Raw genomic sequence first — 17,845 nt, 5'->3', positions numbered from 1 at the left:
TCCTTAGTTATCTTGGCCGATTTCATCAACACGAAGCTTTAATGCCAAATTATCTAATTTATCGATAGGTAAGGCAGTGAACATATCAATCCGGCGTCTCAGGATCAGCATGGTATCTAAAAAGGCTTTACGTTGAGCGTCTTTACCATCGTTTTCACTTGGAGATGCAATGCCCCAATGGGCCCGAGTCGGGTGGCCCGACCATACAGGGCATGCTTCCCCAGCGGCGGCATCACAAAGTGTAAAGACAAAATCCATTGCTGGTGCATCTGCTGTAGCAAACTCATCCCAGTTTTTACAACGTAAGCCCTCAGTCTTAACACCTGCATGTTCAAGCGTTTCGATGGCCAGAGGGTTCACTTGATTGCCAGGATGACTCCCTGCGCTATAAGCCTTAAAACGCGTATTGCTCGTATGATTTAATAATGCTTCTGCCATCTGACTGCGGGCCGAGTTGCCGGTACAAATAAATAGGACGTTGTAGACTTTGCTCACGCTTTTCTCCGTATTGGCATAAATTGCCGGTTTGGTAAGAATGACTATACAATATTTCAAATATGGTTGTATAGTTGAAGTGTATAAAAACCTGCCGCTTCCATTTTAAAATTTCTGCCATCCGCTCGAGGATCAGAAATTTAGGACAAATCGTTTGAACCAAAATCAAGGTTCAGAGCACGGGGAAAAGCACTACCTACCTTACCGAGCAAATATTTCATTGATGTTGAACTCGTCTTCAGCGCTCTAGAGCAAGGCCTTCTGGTGTCTAGAGCGAGATAAGGCGAAGGCAGTGCGTACCCAATCCTATCAACTTAAGCAAAACGTTATTCGTAGGGCGGGTGCAACCCGCGAGCAATGCTGAAAAATACGCGGGTTGCACCCGCCCTACGGTGATTCAATGCTTGTCATGGTGTGGCAGCACCATGATATATGGCTAAGTTGATAGGATTGAGTGCATACCTATTACGATCTCAAAAAGCCTCAACAGGAGAATAACTATGAACACAATTCAGATTTTTGATCCCGCACTTTGTTGTAGCACGGGTGTATGCGGTGTAGACATCGATCAGGCACTGGTGAGCTTTTCTGCCGATGTTGATTGGGCGAAGCAAAATGGTGGGCAGATTGAGCGCTTTAATTTGGCACAACAGCCCATGGATTTTGCCGAAAACGGCGTAGTTAAAGCGTTTCTTGAGCGCTCAGGCGCAGACGCTCTACCTTTGATTTTAGTGAATGGAGAGGTCGCACTCGCAGGACGTTATCCTGCACGCGCTGAATTAGCACGCTGGGCCCAGATCCCGCTGCCGGTTGAGGAAGTCGAGAGCAGCTGCTGCTCAGGTGGTCGTTGCTGCTAAGTTAGCCAAATTAAAAGAGAACATCATGAAATTTCTCGAACAAGTACCGCGTTTTATCTTTTTTACTGGTAAAGGCGGCGTAGGTAAAACATCGATTGCTTGCGCGACGGCCATTCAGCTGGCCGCAAGAGGTAAAGAAGTCTTATTGGTAAGCACTGATCCCGCCTCTAATGTGGGGCAAGTATTTGGCATTCATATTGGTAATCAGATTACCGCCATTCCTGCCGTTGCTCATTTGGCCGCCTTAGAAATTGACCCGCAAGCCGCAGCCCAAGTTTACCGTGATCGTATTGTTGGCCCGGTACGCGGTGTGTTGCCTGAGGCGGTGGTAAAAGGGATTGAAGAACAACTCTCTGGTGCATGTACTACCGAAATTGCTGCCTTTGATGAATTTACAGCCTTACTGGTTGATTCAAAACTCACCACGGCTTATGAGCATATTATTTTCGATACCGCCCCAACGGGCCACACCATCCGTTTATTGCAATTACCGGGGGCATGGAGTGGCTTTTTAGCGGAAGGCAAAGGCGATGCGTCCTGCCTTGGCCCTTTAGCGGGGCTAGAAAAACAGCGCAGTCAATATAAAGCAGCCGTTGATGCCTTGGCTGACCCGCAGCGCACCCGTCTAGTGTTGGTGGCTCGTGCTCAACAAGCCACCTTACGCGAAGTGGCCCGTACCCATGAAGAGCTGGCATCGATTGGCCTAAGCCAGCAATATTTAGTGATTAACGGCGTGCTTCCCGCCAGCGAAGCTAAGCTTGATCCATTAGCCGCCGCAATCTGCACGCGCGAAGCGGCTGCTTTACAAGCCATGCCGCTCATTCTTAAAAGCTTACCTTGCGACCAGCTGGCCTTAAAACCATTTAATCTTGTGGGCTTGGACGCTCTGCGCCACTTATTTAGCGCTGTAGCGCCTGCTACTACGGCCGTTCCAGTTCCTTTAGTCCATGCACTTAATTTGTCCGCTTTAGTGGATGAGATTGCTGCCGATGGGCATGGCTTGGTGATGTTAATGGGCAAAGGCGGCGTAGGTAAAACGACGCTAGCAGCGGCTGTTGCGGTTGAGCTGGCTCATCGTGGCTTGCCCGTTTTATTGACCACATCTGATCCTGCTGCACATTTAAACGAAACATTAGCAGGCTCGCTAGAGCAGCTCAGCGTCAGCCGCATCGATCCTCATGAGGAAACTGAGCGCTATCGTCAGCATGTACTCAAAACCAAAGGGGCCAAGTTGGATGAGGCGGGCCGAGCCATGCTAGCAGAAGATTTGCGCTCGCCTTGCACCGAGGAAATCGCCGTCTTTCAGGCTTTTTCTCGGATTATTCGTGAGGCGGGCAAAAAGTTTGTGGTGATGGATACCGCCCCTACAGGGCATACGCTGCTGCTATTAGATGCAACCGGCGCTTATCACCGTGAAGTAAGCCGCCAAATGGTCGACAAAAATCTGCATTACCTCACCCCAATGATGCAGCTACAAGACCCAAAGCAAACCAAAGTGCTACTGGTCTCCTTGGCCGAAACCACGCCGGTACTGGAGGCGGCTCAGTTGCAAGCCGATTTACGTCGTGCAGGGATCGAGCCTTGGGCTTGGGTGATCAATAACAGCATCGCCGCCACCCAAGCGCAATCCCCTTTATTGCGCCAACGCGCCCACAATGAGCTAGCAGAAATTGACGCGGTGATGAGTAAGCACGCTATGCGCTATGCACTGGTTCCCTTGCTAAAGGAAGAGCCTGTTGGCGTAGAAAGATTATTGGCACTCTCTGCGAGTAATCAATAAAAGGATGTTCAAGGTCATTAGGCCAGCCTTAAAAGGCAGGCCTAAAACAGTTTTACTTACTGATGTTACGCAGGTGTTCAGTAGGAATGCGGCCTGTAGCTCATTTGAAAAATCGTAACGCATTGATTTTTAGTTTGGGCTGCGTAACATCAGTGACTTAGAGGAAGAAAACCCGTGTCTGTTCAATGTGAAGTAAGTTGCGCACCCAGCGCATCGATGAGCGTGTTTGAGCGCTATCTCACGCTCTGGGTATTTGCGTGCATTCTGGTGGGGATAGTCTTAGGCCAGTTTTGGCCGACAGTGTTTCAGTCCATTGGCAGCATGGAGATCGCCAAAGTGAACCTGCCTGTGGGGGTGTTGATCTGGATTATGATTATCCGGATGCTCGTCAAGGTGGATTTTTCAGCCCTTGGCGAGGTGCGTAAACATATCCGTGGCATCGGCGTGACGCTGTTTATTAATTGGTTGGTCAAGCCGTTTTCGATGGCGTTTTTGGCGTGGTTATTTATTCGGCAATGGTTTTCGCCCTATTTGCCAAGCGATCAAATTGATAGCTATATCGCTGGATTGATTTTACTCGCCGCCGCACCATGCACGGCGATGGTGTTTGTTTGGAGCAAGCTCACCAAAGGTGACCCTTTATTTACTCTGTCACAAGTGGCCTTAAACGACGCCATTATGGTGGTAGCTTTTGCACCGCTGGTGGCGTTTTTACTCGGGATGTCGGCAATTATTGTGCCGTGGGATACGCTGATTACTTCGGTGGTTTTATATATTGTGATTCCGGTGATCATCGCCCAAATCCTGCGCAAATCTTTATTAAGCAAAGGCCTAGCGGCATTTGATACGGCGATGTCTAAAATTGGGCCGTGGTCGATTACTGCATTATTAGCCACCTTAGTGCTGCTGTTTGCCTTTCAAGGTGAGGCGATTCTGAAACAGCCTTTAATTATTGCTCTATTGGCCGTGCCGATCTTGATTCAAGTGTTATTTAACTCTGGCTTGGCTTATTGGCTGAACCGTGTAGTGGGTGAGAAACACAATGTCGCCGGGCCATCGGCGCTCATTGGCGCATCTAATTTCTTTGAGCTCGCTGTGGCTGCTGCTATTAGTCTCTTTGGCTTTCATTCTGGCGCGGCGCTGGCCACGGTGGTGGGTGTATTGATTGAAGTGCCTGTGATGTTGCTGGTGGTGAACGTAGTAAATCGCAGCAAGCCTTGGTATGAGAAAAAGGCGGTGATTGAGCTTTAAGCTTTGAGCGTTAGGGCTTGGCCTTAATGCCGTGTTTTTATGGGCTGCGCGGTGTGAGGGAGATTACACACGTTTTTATGCTTTTTGCATGATTGAGCTAAAAAATCATAATTTATCCTTTAAAAAATGCTTATTTTTCAGAATTAATGGTTTTTTATTTAGAACGAGGCTAAGCAGCTGTTTTAGTCTAGCAGGCATAAGCCACCATCCGACGGGAGGGGCAATTGCTGAGTTTAGTTAAGTCTAGAGTGGATTAATACTTATTTGAATAGGAGTTAAATCATGCCCACCCAGCTGCTTGCGCTTGGTGTGATCGGCGTGCGTTTATATGAACGTATTTTGACATCTAAGGCACAGTATTCGAATGAATTAGCGGATCACGTTGTTGATGAAATTAACTATTACCTGCCTATGGCACCTTTGAAAGAAAAAACTTTATTGTTTCACTTGGCTTGCGAAATTCATGTGGCTCTAGAAGAGTGCGATGAAAAAATTAATACAATTGCAGGTCGTCATCAGGCTGCGGTGATTGTGGCTGGCTTAATTGCTCAATCTAAGCGCTTCTCTTACCTATACCATGACTAAATTAGACTGTTTTTATAATCTGATTTGGCTATTTCTTCAAGTGTAGCTTGGTCTCTTATTTTTAGATGTTTGTAATGCCACTGATTAGAGTGAATCGTAGATGAGCTGCGGGGAGAGCGCTTCGCGTCTGTGAGTTTGCTTTTAAAGTGATTTAGAGTAATTGAACATTCAAAAGTAAAAAACAGGAATGTTCTTAGGCAATATGTAGCGGTCAATTACCACTTTTAAGGGTATGCTAGCAACGCCCATTCTGGAGGCTAAAGGCGAGCTGATATGCGTATACGTAGTTCTGATTTGATCGAACCTCTGGCAGCAATCCTGGCGATGGGGGCGCTAATCTGGTTGGGTTTAATGATTATGGCACCGTTTCTAGCTTCGGTTATTTGGGGTGCCATTTTGGTTTATACCACCTGGAAACCTTATCAATGGTTAGTCAGGCTTTGCAGAGGAAGCCGTTTTAGTGCTGCTTTGCTATTAATGGGGGCTTTGCTGACTTTCTTAGTGCTTCCTTTGTTGATGGCTGGCTTTGAATTTGCGAGTCAGGCTGCTACCTTAATTAAAACCATTAGCCAGCAATTTCAAATGGGCTGGCCAAGTTTGCCTGCTTGGATTAGCACATTTCCTTATTTGGGCGAGTGGGTTAATGGTTTCTGGATTCAATTAGGCCAGGGGGACCCTGCCTTATTAGAGCGTATTCGGGGCCTGAGTGGCCCGGTGGCTTCGGGGCTATTACATTTTGGCGGGATTGTGGGTGGCGGGTTTTTGTTATTGGTTTTAAGTTTGATTGTGGCCTTTTTCTTTTATCTACATGGTGAAAATGCCGCTGCATGGCTAAAAGGCATGATGTGGCGTATTGCAGGCGAGAAGGGGGAGGCACTTCTCAATGTGGCAGCAGGCACGGTGAGAGGCGTAGTGTATGGCTTCTTGGGCACAGCTTTGGTGCAAGGCGTTTTAGCTTGGTTTAGTTTCTTTATTGCGGGCGTGCCTAATTCTCTGACCTTGGGTTTTGCTAGCTGCTTTCTTTCTATTTTGCCGGGTGGGCCGGGGCTGATTGGTTTACCTGCAGCAGCTTGGCTTTATTATCAAGGCCATACTGGTTGGGCCATTTTTATGGCGATCTGGATGATTTTTGTGGTGGGCACTGCAGATAATGTGGTGAAGCCACTCTTTATTGGCCAAGAAAGCGATTTGCCATTTATTTTGATTTTATTTGGTGTGCTGGGCGGCGCTTTGGCTTTTGGTTTGCTGGGCGTCTTTCTGGGGCCGACTTTACTGGCGGTGTGCTATGCACTGCTGGGCAGCTGGGTTCGGGGCGGCACGGGGATCAATGCCGATAAGATTTAAATTGTTTGAGTAAATAAAAAGGCACCGTTTAATTTCGGTGCCTTTTTTATTATTTGATTTCGAAAATTTTGCCAAAATTGGCAATTTCTAAAACCGCTTTTACCGTGCCTCTACAGTTGACTAGGGTGACCTTGCGGCCATTTGCTCGCTCGTTAAGTAAGAGCAGCATGCCTAGCGCTGCGGAGTCCATATAGTCGACCGCGCTAAAGTCCATCTCAAGCTCGGTTAGCCCCGGAGTTTCTAATGCTGCAGTAGTGGCTTGTTTAAATTCGCGGTGCGATTCAAACGTAAAATTGCCGTTCAGCATAATGCGGCCTTTATGATCGTCAATTTTGGTACTGGTTTGCATGGTTTGGTCCCTCGTTGATCTTGACTTAGTCTAGCACTCTGGGAGGCTTTATTTCGCCCGACAGCAGCCAGAGCTTTTACTTCTTCCTTATTGTAGAGATGCATTTGGGTTTTTGCTGGTATTGATACCCTACCGTTGATTAGCTGATGCCATAGCGTTGTTTTGTTTTACGAAAAAACTCTTGTAATTGCAAACCCCGGCCATTGATGGGATCTAACTCATGGATGCGTAACAGGTAATCGTTGCTCAGCAGCATCCATTCCTGATGCCAGCCATGCTGATTGGTATAGGCAAGCAGTGCGTTCACGGTATTGAGCAGCACTTGTATATTGCCCGGCATATCTGTGGCTGCCCGGATAAATAATTCGGCGGCCCCAGCCAGATCACCACTGCGTGCTAGTTTTACTGCTTCATTATTCAGGGCAACAATACTGGCGCTATTTTCTTTGATGAGCTGCTCGGCTTGATCTTGCTGGCCCTGCTGGCGGTAAAGTGAGGTGATTTTTGCGGCTAATGTTAAATCATCATGGCTGTTTTTAAGCAGATTACGCACCACGATTTCCGCCAGAGCACCTTGTTGCTGATTAAAGCAGGCTTTAGCCAGCGCCATGCCTACGGTAACTGAAGGTGGCAGTGCGAGCTGCACTAATTGAGCCAAGGCTGTTCTGAGCAGATTCTGGGCTTTTTCAGTTTCACCCGTTTGCATGTAGATGTCTGCATCAAGGGCATCGGCGAGCACACTGACCTGAGGGTCTTTAAAGTCTTTACGCACTTCTTCAACGGTCAGCTTTGCTGCAGCCACATCACCCCGACTAATTTGTATATCAGCCAGCTGCCCGTAATCGGCAGGATTACGCAAAAACGAATGGCGGGAGATTTTAACGGTTTCCAGCATCGCGCTTTCTGCCGTGGCTAAATCTCCGCTTCTTAAAGCAAGCTCACCAAGCTGACGTTGTCTGGTGGCGATATAGGGTGACTTATTCAGAGCGCGTTTAAGCGTGTCCTGCGCGGCTTGATCTTCACCCATGGCCTGTTGTGTGCGGGCCAGCCAGTCGTAGGCTTCCAGTGCGTGCGCATGGCTGCTGATTATCGCTTTAAACAGGGCTAAGGCTTCTGCATAGTTTTTGAGTTGATACAGGGCTTTGCCAAGTGCCATTTTGGCCCAAGGTAGCTCTTGTTCTACTAGTAGCTGTCTGCATTCATCCCGAACACTGGTCCAATCTCCAATACGTAGTAAGAGATGAATTTTGAGGCGTAAAAAATCAAGGGTGTATTCGGCGCTGGTGTTGGCGGCTTTGCTGCAAAGCTGGATAGCATTTAAGAAATCATGCGCCATGATGGCTTCATCAACTAATTTAAAGCGCACTTTCTTTTGTAAAGCGGTGAGCACCCGGCTGTAAAGCATTTCGCCGGTAAAGGGTTTTAGCAAAATGGCGTCGGGTGATTGCTCGGCCGCCCCCAGCACTTTTTGCGCGCCGCGTTCGGCAGTCGTGATAATAAAGATGCAAGACGCTTTGAGTAAATCGAGCCTGCGTGCTTCATCAAATAAAAACAAGCCATCCTGACCTTTGCCTAAATCATATTCGCAAAGGATAAGCTCGTATTTAAGCTTCTTCATGCTGGCCAGGGCTTCAGTGCTACTACTGGCATGATCGATATGGCTGGTGCCGTATTGACCTAATGTCATGCCAATGGTGCGCCGTATTTCTGCCACGGGGTCGATAAGCAGTACGCGCAAAGTGGCCACGTCCGGTACTCCACTGGCCGCTTTACGCTTGGCTGTGGCAGAGGAGATAACCGAGAAGGCGCTTATTTTTTCAGCCATAGTCTGAGGCTTAGTTGTCCGTTGTAAAACGTATAAACCCCCCTGGTTTATGGCGGGGAGGGCTTATAGCTCAAGAGTAAATCAAAGTAAGCACTTTGCCCATATAAGGCGGCCATTCTTAGAGTACGGTTAGTTTGGCATAAGCCACCGCCAGCCATTTAGAGCCCGCCTCCGCAAAATTCACCTGCACATTGCCGCTTGAGCCGCCTTCATGATCGGTAACCACGCCTTTACCAAATTTTGGATGCGCTACATTCATGCCGATGGCCAAGCCATGCTCTGGCGTAGGAGCCTTAATTTTGCTGGCGAGCGTGGCAGGGCCGGAATAACCTTGCGGGGCATAACCGCGATTTAAGAATTTTAATAGTTGCTGCGGAATCTCTTGCATAAAGCGGCTGGCTACGGCGTAGCGCGTTTGCCCATGCAGCATACGGCTTTGCGCAAGAGTGATGTAAAGCCGGCGGCGGGCACGTGTAATCGCCACATACATCAGGCGGCGTTCTTCTTCCACCGCGCTGGCATCATTCATGCTGTTGTCGTGTGGGAATAAGCCTTCTTCAAGCCCGCATAAAAATACCGCGTGAAATTCCAGCCCTTTGGAGGCGTGTACCGTCATTAGCTGGAGCGCCTCTTCGTGCGCGCCTGCTTGATGGTCTCCCGCTTCTAAGCTGGCATGCGACAAAAAGGCGATGAGGTTGTTTTCGTCTTCTTGCACAAAATTGGTGGCGGCGTTAATCAACTCACCCAAGTTGGCAAGCCGCTCCTCGCCTTCTTTGTCTGCTTGGTAATGCGCGCGTAAGCCCGATAGATCGAGCATCATGTCCACCAGCTCGGGCATGGCTAGGCCGGTGGCTTGGGATCGCATGCTTTCGATGGTTTCGGCGAATTTCTTAACTGCCGCGGCTCCACGGCCAGCGCCGCCAGAGCAGGCTGCTTGCCATAGGCTGATGCCTGCGTTACGGGCGTTTTCTTGAATGCTTTCGATGGTGCGCGCACCGATGCCACGAGTCGGAAAATTGATGACGCGTAGCAGCGCATTATCGTCACTTGGATTCGCAATTAAGCGCAAATAAGCTAAAGAATGCTTAATTTCCTGGCGTTCAAAAAAGCGTAAACCACCATAAACCCGATAAGGTACGCCCGCAGTAAATAAGGCGTGCTCAATTACGCGTGATTGAGCGTTGGCACGATAAAGAATCGCAATGTCATTAGCGTGATTGCCTTCTCTGATCAGCGTTTGCGCTTCCTCTACAATAAATGCGGCTTCTTCAAAATCTGTTGCGGCTTCAAAAACCCGAATTGGCTCGCCAGCAGGTTCGCTTGTCCATAATTCTTTGCCTAAGCGGCTGCGGTTATTACTAATAACGGCATTGGCGGCTTCTAAGATATTCCCTTGTGAGCGGTAATTCTGCTCTAAGCGAATCACATGCTTAACGGCGAAATCACTTTGAAAATCATGCATATTGCCGACATTTGCGCCGCGGAATGCATAAATGGATTGGTCATCATCGCCAACAGCAAATAACGCATTATTCTGGCCTGCTAAAAGCTTTAACCATGCATATTGCAGTTTATTGGTGTCTTGAAATTCGTCGACTAAAATGTGGCGGAAACGACTTTGATAATGTTCACGTAAAGATTCATTTTTAGAAAGTAATTCGTAACAGCGTAGTAATAATTCAGAGAAATCAGCTACACCTTCACGTTGGCATTGTTTCTCATATTCCTCATAAATTAATCGCAGCATGCGTGAATAATCATCCCAAGCGTCTACATCACTTGCGCGCCGGCCATTTTCTTTATGACCATTAATATATTGCTGAACTACTTTTGCCGGATATTTTTCATCATCAATATTTAATGCTTTCAATATGCGCTTAATTGCTGAAAGCTGCTCGGCAGAATCTAAAATTGCAAAAGCTTCGGGTAAGCCAGCATCCCGCCAATGTAAACGCAGCATTCGATTACATAAGCCATGAAATGTGCCAACCCATAATCCACGCGGATTAAGTGGCATCATGGAGGTAATGCGAACCAGCATTTCTTTGGCGGCTTTATTGGTAAAAGTAACTGACAATAAACCGGCCGGGCTGCATTGCCCGGTGGATAAAAGCCAAGCAATACGTGTGGTGAGCACGCTTGTTTTGCCGCTGCCTGCACCGGCCAGGATGAGCGCGTGTTCCGGCGGTAATTCTACGGCGGCGGCTTGTTCTGGATTAAGTTTTTCGGTGAGGGGATGCGGCATGGCAATGATTCACAGGTAAAGAGGAGGGATTGTACAGCTGAATACAAACAAGGCAGCCTAAGCTGCCTTGTTTGGTGATGCATGCAAAGCGTCAATATTTTATAAAATTACACGGATACTGAGTGGTTTCTTTTTTAAAAGCACTTTTGGCAACGGCGTCAGGTTTTTCTAATCGGCTATTTGCTTAAAGATCGCTTATAGAACAAGGCACTACGGAGTTATTCGTCATTTCATAAAAAGCATATTGATTAGGCGATGCGTAATTCTTCTAATGAGCGACCTGTTGCCAGGAATTCAATTGCCCATTGTGGCTTACGGCCACGGCCAGTCCATGTTTGTTCTGCATCAGCTGGATTGCGGAATTGTGCTTTAGCTGTAGAAGCTGCTTTTTTAGCTGCTTTTTTGTCGCTGCTTGTGCCTAAAACATCAGACAACGAGAAGCCTTTAGAAGCAACTAGGTTTTGCAGTTCAGCAATCAGGTTTTGCTTTTCTGATTCTTTACGGCGAACAATTTCAACTTCCAGGTTTTTCTTGAGTTCAACTAAGTCGCTATAGCTCAGTGGGGAAAGATCAATCATGGTAATTCTCCTTGGGTCTTTGAATTGGGGTACTCCACCGAACGGATTATGGATATCTATTCTCCACAATTCAAGCTTTCTTAATTACCTAGCCAAAGATTTACTGAATTTAGATCTTTTTCAGACAATTCTCCACTGGTTGCTGCCAATTGTAGGCGGGCATACAAATAGGTGTAACGCGCTACGGTAAGGTCATAACGAGTGGAGAAATAAGTTTGTTCGGCATTAAGTACATCAATCGTAGTACGTACTCCAACTTCACGACCTAATTTAGTTGATGCTAATGATGATTCACTCGATTTAAGCGCTTGCTGTAAAGCGACAATTTGCGCTGCACCCGAACTCACGCCTAAAAAAGCTTGTTTAGTGAATTGCGCTGTATCGCGGCGACTTGCTTCTACTGTTTGACGCTGTTGTTCTTTTTTTGCAAGTGCTTCACGTAATTTGGATGAACGATCGCCCCCTGTATACAAAGGAATTGATAATTGCAAACCAATTTGACCAGAGCCTGTACGGTCTAATCCACCCGATTTGGATATGCCGGCTGAATTCCAAGTGTCACCATAACTAGCGGTTAAATCGAGAGTAGGGGAGTTTTCTAAGCGATATTTATCAATTTCACGGCCGGCAATATCTAAGCCTAATTGTTGGCCTGCAATCACTAAGCTGCCATTTTCGCTGCGCTGCAGCCACGTATTCATATCATTGGGTTGCGGAGGAGTGGGTTGCTGGCGATTGCTAATAGGCTTGAGATGACCTGGGTTAAGTTGAGTCAGCTGCTCATAAGCATTGCGTTTAATGGCCATATCATTATGTGCAGCAATTTCGGCTGAGTTGATTGCATCAAAACGGGCCTGTGCTTCATCGGTGTCGGTAATGGTGGACACGCCAACTTCAAAGGATTTTTTTGCTTGGGCAAGTTGCTGAGCTACAGCTTCTTTTTGCGCCTTGGTTTGTTTTACTTTTTCTTCGCTACCCAAAACTTCAAAATAAGCTTTAGCTACGCGCAAAATTAAATCCTGCTCGGCTACCCGAAAAATGACTTCGGCTTGTTCGGTTTGCTTTTTTAACTGATCAGCACCTGCAAATGCTTCTGCACGGTAAATAGGTTGAGTAAGTTTTAGGCCATAGCCATAGTTATTGCCATTACTGGAAACCGAGCTGCTATTTTCAGGGGTGTACTCAGAAGTGTTGCGATTGGCATTTCCTGAGAGGGAAATTTGCGGTAGTAATAAGGCTTTGCCCTGTTCGGCTTTTTCCCGTCCTGCATCAAGCCCTGCGCGTGCGGCAGCAAAATTGGCGTCATATTTTTGCGCGGCATGCCAGGATTCAAGTAAATCAGCAGCAAAAAGCGGTTGGGAAAGAATGGCCATGCTCAGTGCAATTAAGGTTTTCTTCATTATTAGCTTCTCAGGTGTCTGTTGAATGAGATGTTAAATATCTTGTCCATGCGAGAAAGTCTTTTCAAGTACAACTATTACTTGAAGGAAAATATTCGCTAGTGTTCGTGCTTAAAAAGGGGGCTTGCCTTGGCAAAAGTAATATCCCCCTTCTTTTGTTAAAAATTGTCGTAATTTCGTATGATTTATGTCGCTTCTTTGTTTGTTGGCGGGCTGAGCCTAAACCATGCTGCATATAAAGCCGGCAAGAACAAAAGCGTTAACACTGTGGCCACAAACAAGCCGCCCATAATGGCAATCGCCATCGGCCCCCAGAAAGTGTCGCGCGTTAGTGGAATCATGGCCAGAATCGCAGCTGCTGCGGTCAGCATAATCGGCCGAAAGCGTCTGACTGCCGATTCAATGACCGCCGTCCAAGCATCGTCGCCTGCTGCGCGGTCTTGTTCAATCTGATCCATCAGAATCACTGAATTGCGCATAATCATGCCTGAAAGCGCGATCACGCCCAACATCGCCACAAATCCGAAGGGGGCTTGAAACAGTAGTAAGGAAATCGCCACGCCAATCAGGCCCAGTGGTGCGGTGAGCAGTACCATAATCATGCGCTGGATACTTTGCAGTTGCAGCATCAGTAGCGTCATGACGACCAGTAGCATCAGTGGCATAACTTTATTGATCGATTTTTGCCCCTTTGCCGATGACTCAAGTGTGCCGCCGGTTTCAATATGATAACCCTGAGGCAGCTTGGCTTCGATTTCCCGCACCTTAGGCATGAGCGCATTGCTCACATCGGGGGCTTGGGCGCTTCCTGCCACGTCGGCACGCACCGTGAGTGTGGCTACCCGATTACGTCGCCAGATCAGGCTCTCTTCGTTCTCCAGTTGCAAAGTAGCCAGTTGTGAAAGCGGTACAAATTGCCCTGATGGCAAAGGCACACGCAGGTCTTTTAGAAAGTCGAGGCGGGTACGCTCGCTGCTGGTGAGGCGGGTGACTACATCGATGCTCTGATCGGCTTCACGGTATTGCGTGGCGGTAATGCCGGAGACGGCCATTTGCAGGTACGTTGCCAGCTCTTGCGAAGTCAGTCCTAGTTGGCGTAAGCGATCCTGATTAGTGAGTAAACGGACTACTTTTACTTTTTCACCCCAATCGGTATGGACTTGCCGGGTCTGCGGATTTTTGCGCATCACATCGGCCAGCTCAGTGGCGATGCGATTGAGCACTACTGGATCAACGCCACTAATACGAAATTGCACCGGATAGCCTACAGGCGGGCCGTTTTCCAGCCGGGTGACACGGCCACGCACCAGTGGGAAATCGTCGGCAAATTTTTGGCTCAGGCGCTTATAAACGTTCTCCCGTACTTTCTCGTCTTTGGTCATCACGGTGAGCTGGCCAAAGTTTAAATTTGGCATTTGCTCATCGAGTGGCAGGTAGTAACGTGGTGAACCAACGCCGATATAGCTGGTGACATGCGAAACATCGGGGTCTTTGATTGCAATGGCTTCCATGCGCTTGACTTCGCGCTCGGTGGCTTCATACGAGGCGGTATAGGGCAGCCACATATCAACCATCAGCTCGGGCCTTGCCGAGGCAGGGAAGAATTGTTGAGGGATAAAGAGGGCAAAGGTTGCTACGGCGGCCAGAAACGCGCCTAGGGTGGCTGCAATCACCGTTTTACGCCATGTAACGCACCACGTTACCAGCTTTCGAAAACGCGCGTAAAAACCACCCTGATAGATGTCGTGTTCTTCATGGCGCGGGGTTTCCGGCAGCAGGTGATAGCCCATATAGGGCGTAAACACCACGGCCACAATCCACGACAGCACAAGAGCAATACCAATCACCGCAAAAATAGAGAAGGTGTATTCACCCGCGTCCGATTTAGCCAGCCCCACAGGTAAAAAGCCCGCAGCGGTAATCAGTGTGCCGGTCAGCATAGGAAAAGCGGTAGAGGTATAGGCAAAGGTGGCGGCTTCAAAGCGGCTCCAGCCCTGCTCTAATTTAAGCGCCATCATTTCTACGGCAATAATGGCGTCATCCACCAAAAGCCCAAGCGCAATAACGAGTGCGCCGAGCGAAATCCTTTGCAGCTCCAGATTAAAAATATTCATGCCCAGAAAGGTGAGCAGCAGCACCAGCGGAATCGATAAAGCCACCACAATCCCGGTACGCCAGCCTAGGCTTAAAAAGCTCACCGCCAAGACAATCACCACGGCTTCCAGTAAGGACTTCATAAAAATATGAATGGCGTTTTTAACCACGGCAGGCTGGTCTGAGATGGTATGAATTTCGATGCCTACCGGCAGATTGCTTCTGATTTTGGCTAGGGATGCATCAATTTGCTGGCCCATCTTTACAACATCGCCCCCTTTACGCATCGAAATACCCAAGCCAACCGCATCTTGCCCCTGATAGCGCATTTTGGTTTGTGGCGGATCGATCGTGGCGCGAAATACCTGTGCGATATCACCCAGCAAAAAGGTTTTTCCCGCCACTGTAATTGGCAGGCTGCGTAGGTGGTCTACGGCATTAAAGCCGCCAGTCACGCGTAAATAAACGTGCTCGTCCTTGCCATCAATCGCACCTGCGGGGGTGACGGTATTGGTGGCGGCAATCACCTTATTAATTTGAAAGGGTGAAATGCCAAGGCTGGCTAGCTTTGCATTGGAGTATTCCACATAGATTTTTTCATCTTGCTGACCAATTAACAGCGCTTTATTCACATCAGGAATACGCAGTAATTCTGTACGGGCCAGCTCGATATACTTTTTAAGCTCGGGATAAGTAAAGCCATCGCCGGTAAAGGCATAGAGATTGCCGTAGGTATCACCAAACTCATCATTAAAAAATGGCCCTGCCACACCGGGGGGGAGTTTTCCCTTGGCGTCGTTAATGCGTTTTCTGACTTGATACCAAGCATCGGCCACATTATTTTTCTGATCTTCGTGCAACATAATCGTGATCAGCGATTCGCCACTGCGGGAATAACTTTTAGTGTAGTTGATGTAAGCAATACCCTGTAAGGCTTCTTCCAGCTTATCCGTAACCTGCTGCTCCATTTCTGGCGCGCTGGCCCCGGGCCAGAAGCTTCTGACTACCATTGCTTTAAACGTGAACTCCGGGTCTTCTTTCATCCCCAGCTTGCCGTAGGCCAGAATGCCGCCAAGGGTAAGCACCACCATCAGATACAGCACCAGTGACTGATGCTTAAGTGCCCAAGCGGATAAATTGAAGCGTTGCTGACTGAGATCGGGTTTTTGCATGGTTTATTCCCCTTGCGCAGCGAGTAATTTGACTGCTTGCCCTTCGCGCAACAGATGCACACCTGCCGTGACGACTACATCGCCTGCTTTCAAACCTTTGACCTGCACTTGCTCGCCGTTTTTAGCCTGAGCATCAATTTGTGCATCAATCATCTTACTTTTCACGCGATTGCCTTCAACCAGCCACACGCGCTGCTCTTTTGCTTTGCCGTAAATTGCGGTAAGCGGCAGGGTAGTGCTGCTTTCGGTATTGCTGGTCTGGCTGCTTTTTACTGTGGCGCTCATGCCGAGGCGAATCTCATCAGAGGGTTTTTCTAAAGTCACCTTGGCGCGGTAAGTACGGCTGACCGGGTCGGCAGCGGGAGAAACTTCACGTACCTTGCCGCTAAATGTTTTGCCTGGTAGTGCCCAGAGGCTGATTTCTGTTTTTTGGCCGGGTTTTAAATCGCCACTGCGGGCTTCTGGCAAATCTACAAAGACCTCTACTTCACCGGCTTTGGCTAATTGCACAACAGGCTGCCCGGCGGCCAGCACTTGGCCCGGCTCGGCCAGCGTAGCGGTAATCACGCCATCGCTGGTCGCTAAGAGGGTGGTATAGCCCGCCTGATTTTGCGCAAGCTGCTGCTGGGACTGCGCTTGAACCAATTGTTTTTGCGCAGCAATCACAGCGGTCTGGCGGCGATCTACATCGGCTTGGCTGACAAATTTTTTGGCCAGTAGCTCTTGGGCACGGGTGAGATCCAGCTTGAGCTGGTTAAGCTGGCTGAGTGCTGATTCGGTTTGAGCTTTGGCGGCTGCGGCATTGAGCACCATATCTTGTGCATCAATTTTGGCCAGCGGCGTGCCGGTTTTAACTTCTGCGCCGATATCGACCAAACGGCTAATGAGCTTGCCTGGAATCCTAAACCCCAAGGCACTTTCCTGACGGGAATGCAGCTCGCCGGAGAATTCGGCATGGCTATTGGCTGCATTGGTGGCCAGCGTGATGGTGCGCACCGGGCGAACTTCTTCCTGAGGCTTGGCTTCTTCCTTGCAAGCGCTGAGTAATGCTGCGCTGATTAATAGCAGGGGAATCGCTTTATTCATGTGCTTTGTCCTTGGGTGAGGCCATCAGGCCGTTAAGGAGGAGATCAAGGGTGGTATTTAGGAATCTTTCAGGATCTAAAGCTTCAGGCAGGCAGTTGATCAGTGAGTGCTTCATCAGCATGGCGACAATAATCGGGGCGGAAATCACCTCAATGGCGTAATCGATATCGGCCACTCTGAATTCGCCGCTGGCTACCCCTCTTTCTAAAATATGTCTGAGGATTTTATTGCCGGGTACAACAAATTCTTCCTGATAAATTTTTGCAATCTGGGGAAAGTTACTACCCTCGGCAATCATCAGTTTGGGAAAAGCAGACAGCTGGCTTTCCCCCATCGCTTGCCACCATGTTTTAAGCATGACCCGTAGTAAATCAGCCGAGCTGCCTTGAAAACTTGCAAGCAACTCATAGCCAATAGTAAGTTGCGGTAATAATATCTCACGCATCACCGCTTCGAATATCTCTTCTTTGCCAGCAAAGTAAATATATGGCGTGCCGCTTGTTACTCCGGCAGCTTTGGCGATGTCGGCCATCTTGGTGGCCGCAAAGCCTTTACTCACAAATAAGCCCAGCGCAGCCTCTAAAATTTCCTGTGGCCGTGCTTCTTTCCTTCGGGTCCAGCGTTTGCACAGCATGATGAACCTACAGTTAATAAATAAATATTCATTTATTATTCTGCGGCGGTCCCTTTTTGTCAAAAATAAAGCGCGGTCAGGCTCGAGACTGTTAGAATTCTGCTCGAGCCTTAGCAGCCTGCTGGTCTTTGCATCAGTCGGCTGCAAAAT

Annotated in this window: 14 protein-coding genes; 5 read left to right on the top strand and 9 right to left on the bottom strand. The window is 48.4% G+C overall.

Annotated elements, in window-relative coordinates:
• Positions 1-3: 3 nt before the first annotated feature.
• Positions 4-495, bottom strand: a complete 492-nt coding sequence (locus ACFQNF_RS08095) for an arsenate reductase ArsC (protein WP_380187495.1) — start codon at positions 493-495, stop codon at positions 4-6.
• 500 nt (positions 496-995) lie between these two features.
• On the opposite strand from ACFQNF_RS08095, the gene arsD reads away from it, so the two are divergent.
• From arsD to ACFQNF_RS08070, 5 genes are all read left to right on the top strand, one after another.
• A complete protein-coding gene (gene arsD / locus ACFQNF_RS08090; protein WP_380187494.1) occupies positions 996-1,352 on the top strand; it encodes an arsenite efflux transporter metallochaperone ArsD in 357 nt (118 codons plus the stop codon).
• A 25-nt stretch (positions 1,353-1,377) separates the two neighbouring features.
• Complete coding sequence (arsA, locus tag ACFQNF_RS08085) at positions 1,378-3,132, top strand: arsenical pump-driving ATPase (protein ID WP_380187493.1); 1,755 nt, start codon at positions 1,378-1,380, stop codon at positions 3,130-3,132.
• A gap of 174 nt (positions 3,133-3,306) precedes the next feature.
• Complete coding sequence (arsB, locus tag ACFQNF_RS08080; RefSeq protein ID WP_465262207.1) at positions 3,307-4,383, top strand: ACR3 family arsenite efflux transporter; 1,077 nt, start codon at positions 3,307-3,309, stop codon at positions 4,381-4,383.
• A 282-nt stretch (positions 4,384-4,665) separates the two neighbouring features.
• Positions 4,666-4,968, top strand: coding sequence for a hypothetical protein (locus ACFQNF_RS08075; protein ID WP_380187492.1), 303 nt, complete (start codon positions 4,666-4,668; stop codon positions 4,966-4,968).
• Between the two features lie 273 nt (positions 4,969-5,241).
• The gene (locus ACFQNF_RS08070) at positions 5,242-6,312 is read left to right on the top strand and encodes an AI-2E family transporter (RefSeq protein ID WP_380187491.1); all 1,071 of its coding nucleotides are present in this window, start codon (positions 5,242-5,244) and stop codon (positions 6,310-6,312) included.
• Positions 6,313-6,361: 49 nt separating this feature from the next.
• On the opposite strand, the gene ACFQNF_RS08065 is transcribed toward ACFQNF_RS08070, so the two are convergent.
• The 8 genes from ACFQNF_RS08065 to ACFQNF_RS08030 form a co-directional block, all read right to left on the bottom strand.
• A complete protein-coding gene (locus ACFQNF_RS08065; RefSeq protein WP_046352484.1) occupies positions 6,362-6,661 on the bottom strand; it encodes an STAS domain-containing protein in 300 nt (99 codons plus the stop codon).
• Between the two features lie 139 nt (positions 6,662-6,800).
• On the bottom strand, positions 6,801-8,486 hold the full coding sequence (locus tag ACFQNF_RS08060; protein WP_380187490.1) for a response regulator: 1,686 nt from the start codon (positions 8,484-8,486) through the stop codon (positions 6,801-6,803).
• 118 nt (positions 8,487-8,604) lie between these two features.
• Positions 8,605-10,731, bottom strand: a complete 2,127-nt coding sequence (locus tag ACFQNF_RS08055) for a UvrD-helicase domain-containing protein (protein ID WP_380187489.1) — start codon at positions 10,729-10,731, stop codon at positions 8,605-8,607.
• 248 nt (positions 10,732-10,979) lie between these two features.
• Entirely contained in the window at positions 10,980-11,309 is a 330-nt protein-coding gene (locus ACFQNF_RS08050; RefSeq protein WP_052746650.1) for an H-NS histone family protein, read from the bottom strand.
• Between the two features lie 80 nt (positions 11,310-11,389).
• Positions 11,390-12,709: a TolC family outer membrane protein gene (locus ACFQNF_RS08045; protein WP_380187488.1), complete on the bottom strand. Its 1,320-nt coding sequence runs from the start codon at positions 12,707-12,709 to the stop codon at positions 11,390-11,392.
• Positions 12,710-12,894: 185 nt separating this feature from the next.
• Complete coding sequence (locus tag ACFQNF_RS08040) at positions 12,895-15,975, bottom strand: efflux RND transporter permease subunit (RefSeq protein ID WP_380187487.1); 3,081 nt, start codon at positions 15,973-15,975, stop codon at positions 12,895-12,897.
• A gap of 3 nt (positions 15,976-15,978) precedes the next feature.
• Positions 15,979-17,061 (bottom strand): efflux RND transporter periplasmic adaptor subunit, encoded by a 1,083-nt coding sequence (locus ACFQNF_RS08035; RefSeq protein ID WP_380187486.1) that lies wholly within the window; start codon positions 17,059-17,061, stop codon positions 15,979-15,981.
• The gene (locus ACFQNF_RS08030; RefSeq protein WP_380187485.1) at positions 17,054-17,695 is read right to left on the bottom strand and encodes a TetR/AcrR family transcriptional regulator; all 642 of its coding nucleotides are present in this window, start codon (positions 17,693-17,695) and stop codon (positions 17,054-17,056) included. Before ACFQNF_RS08030 ends, ACFQNF_RS08035 begins: the two co-directional genes overlap by 8 nt.
• Between the last annotated feature and the right edge of the window lie 150 nt (positions 17,696-17,845).

Origin of the sequence: Iodobacter arcticus (assembly GCF_042664895.1) — a bacterium.
GTDB classification, from domain to species: domain Bacteria; phylum Pseudomonadota; class Gammaproteobacteria; order Burkholderiales; family Chitinibacteraceae; genus Iodobacter; species Iodobacter arcticus.
Note: the sequence above shows the minus strand (reverse complement) of the source record. Positions and strands in the feature narration are given on the sequence as shown.

Bases quoted from the DNA above. Each gene is read 5' to 3' on its own strand.
- ACFQNF_RS08075 (WP_380187492.1), top strand. From the start codon at position 4,666: ATGCCCACCCAGCTGCTTGCGCTTGGTGTGATCGGCGTGCGTTTATAT.
- ACFQNF_RS08035 (WP_380187486.1), bottom strand. From the start codon at position 17,061: ATGAATAAAGCGATTCCCCTGCTATTAATCAGCGCAGCATTACTCAGC.
- ACFQNF_RS08030 (WP_380187485.1), bottom strand. From the start codon at position 17,695: ATGCTGTGCAAACGCTGGACCCGAAGGAAAGAAGCACGGCCACAGGAA.
- ACFQNF_RS08060 (WP_380187490.1), bottom strand. From the start codon at position 8,486: ATGGCTGAAAAAATAAGCGCCTTCTCGGTTATCTCCTCTGCCACAGCC.
- ACFQNF_RS08070 (WP_380187491.1), top strand. From the start codon at position 5,242: ATGCGTATACGTAGTTCTGATTTGATCGAACCTCTGGCAGCAATCCTG.
- ACFQNF_RS08040 (WP_380187487.1), bottom strand. From the start codon at position 15,975: ATGCAAAAACCCGATCTCAGTCAGCAACGCTTCAATTTATCCGCTTGG.
- ACFQNF_RS08045 (WP_380187488.1), bottom strand. From the start codon at position 12,709: ATGAAGAAAACCTTAATTGCACTGAGCATGGCCATTCTTTCCCAACCG.
- ACFQNF_RS08050 (WP_052746650.1), bottom strand. From the start codon at position 11,309: ATGATTGATCTTTCCCCACTGAGCTATAGCGACTTAGTTGAACTCAAG.
- ACFQNF_RS08065 (WP_046352484.1), bottom strand. From the start codon at position 6,661: ATGCAAACCAGTACCAAAATTGACGATCATAAAGGCCGCATTATGCTG.
- arsD (WP_380187494.1), top strand. From the start codon at position 996: ATGAACACAATTCAGATTTTTGATCCCGCACTTTGTTGTAGCACGGGT.
- ACFQNF_RS08055 (WP_380187489.1), bottom strand. From the start codon at position 10,731: ATGCCGCATCCCCTCACCGAAAAACTTAATCCAGAACAAGCCGCCGCC.
- arsA (WP_380187493.1), top strand. From the start codon at position 1,378: ATGAAATTTCTCGAACAAGTACCGCGTTTTATCTTTTTTACTGGTAAA.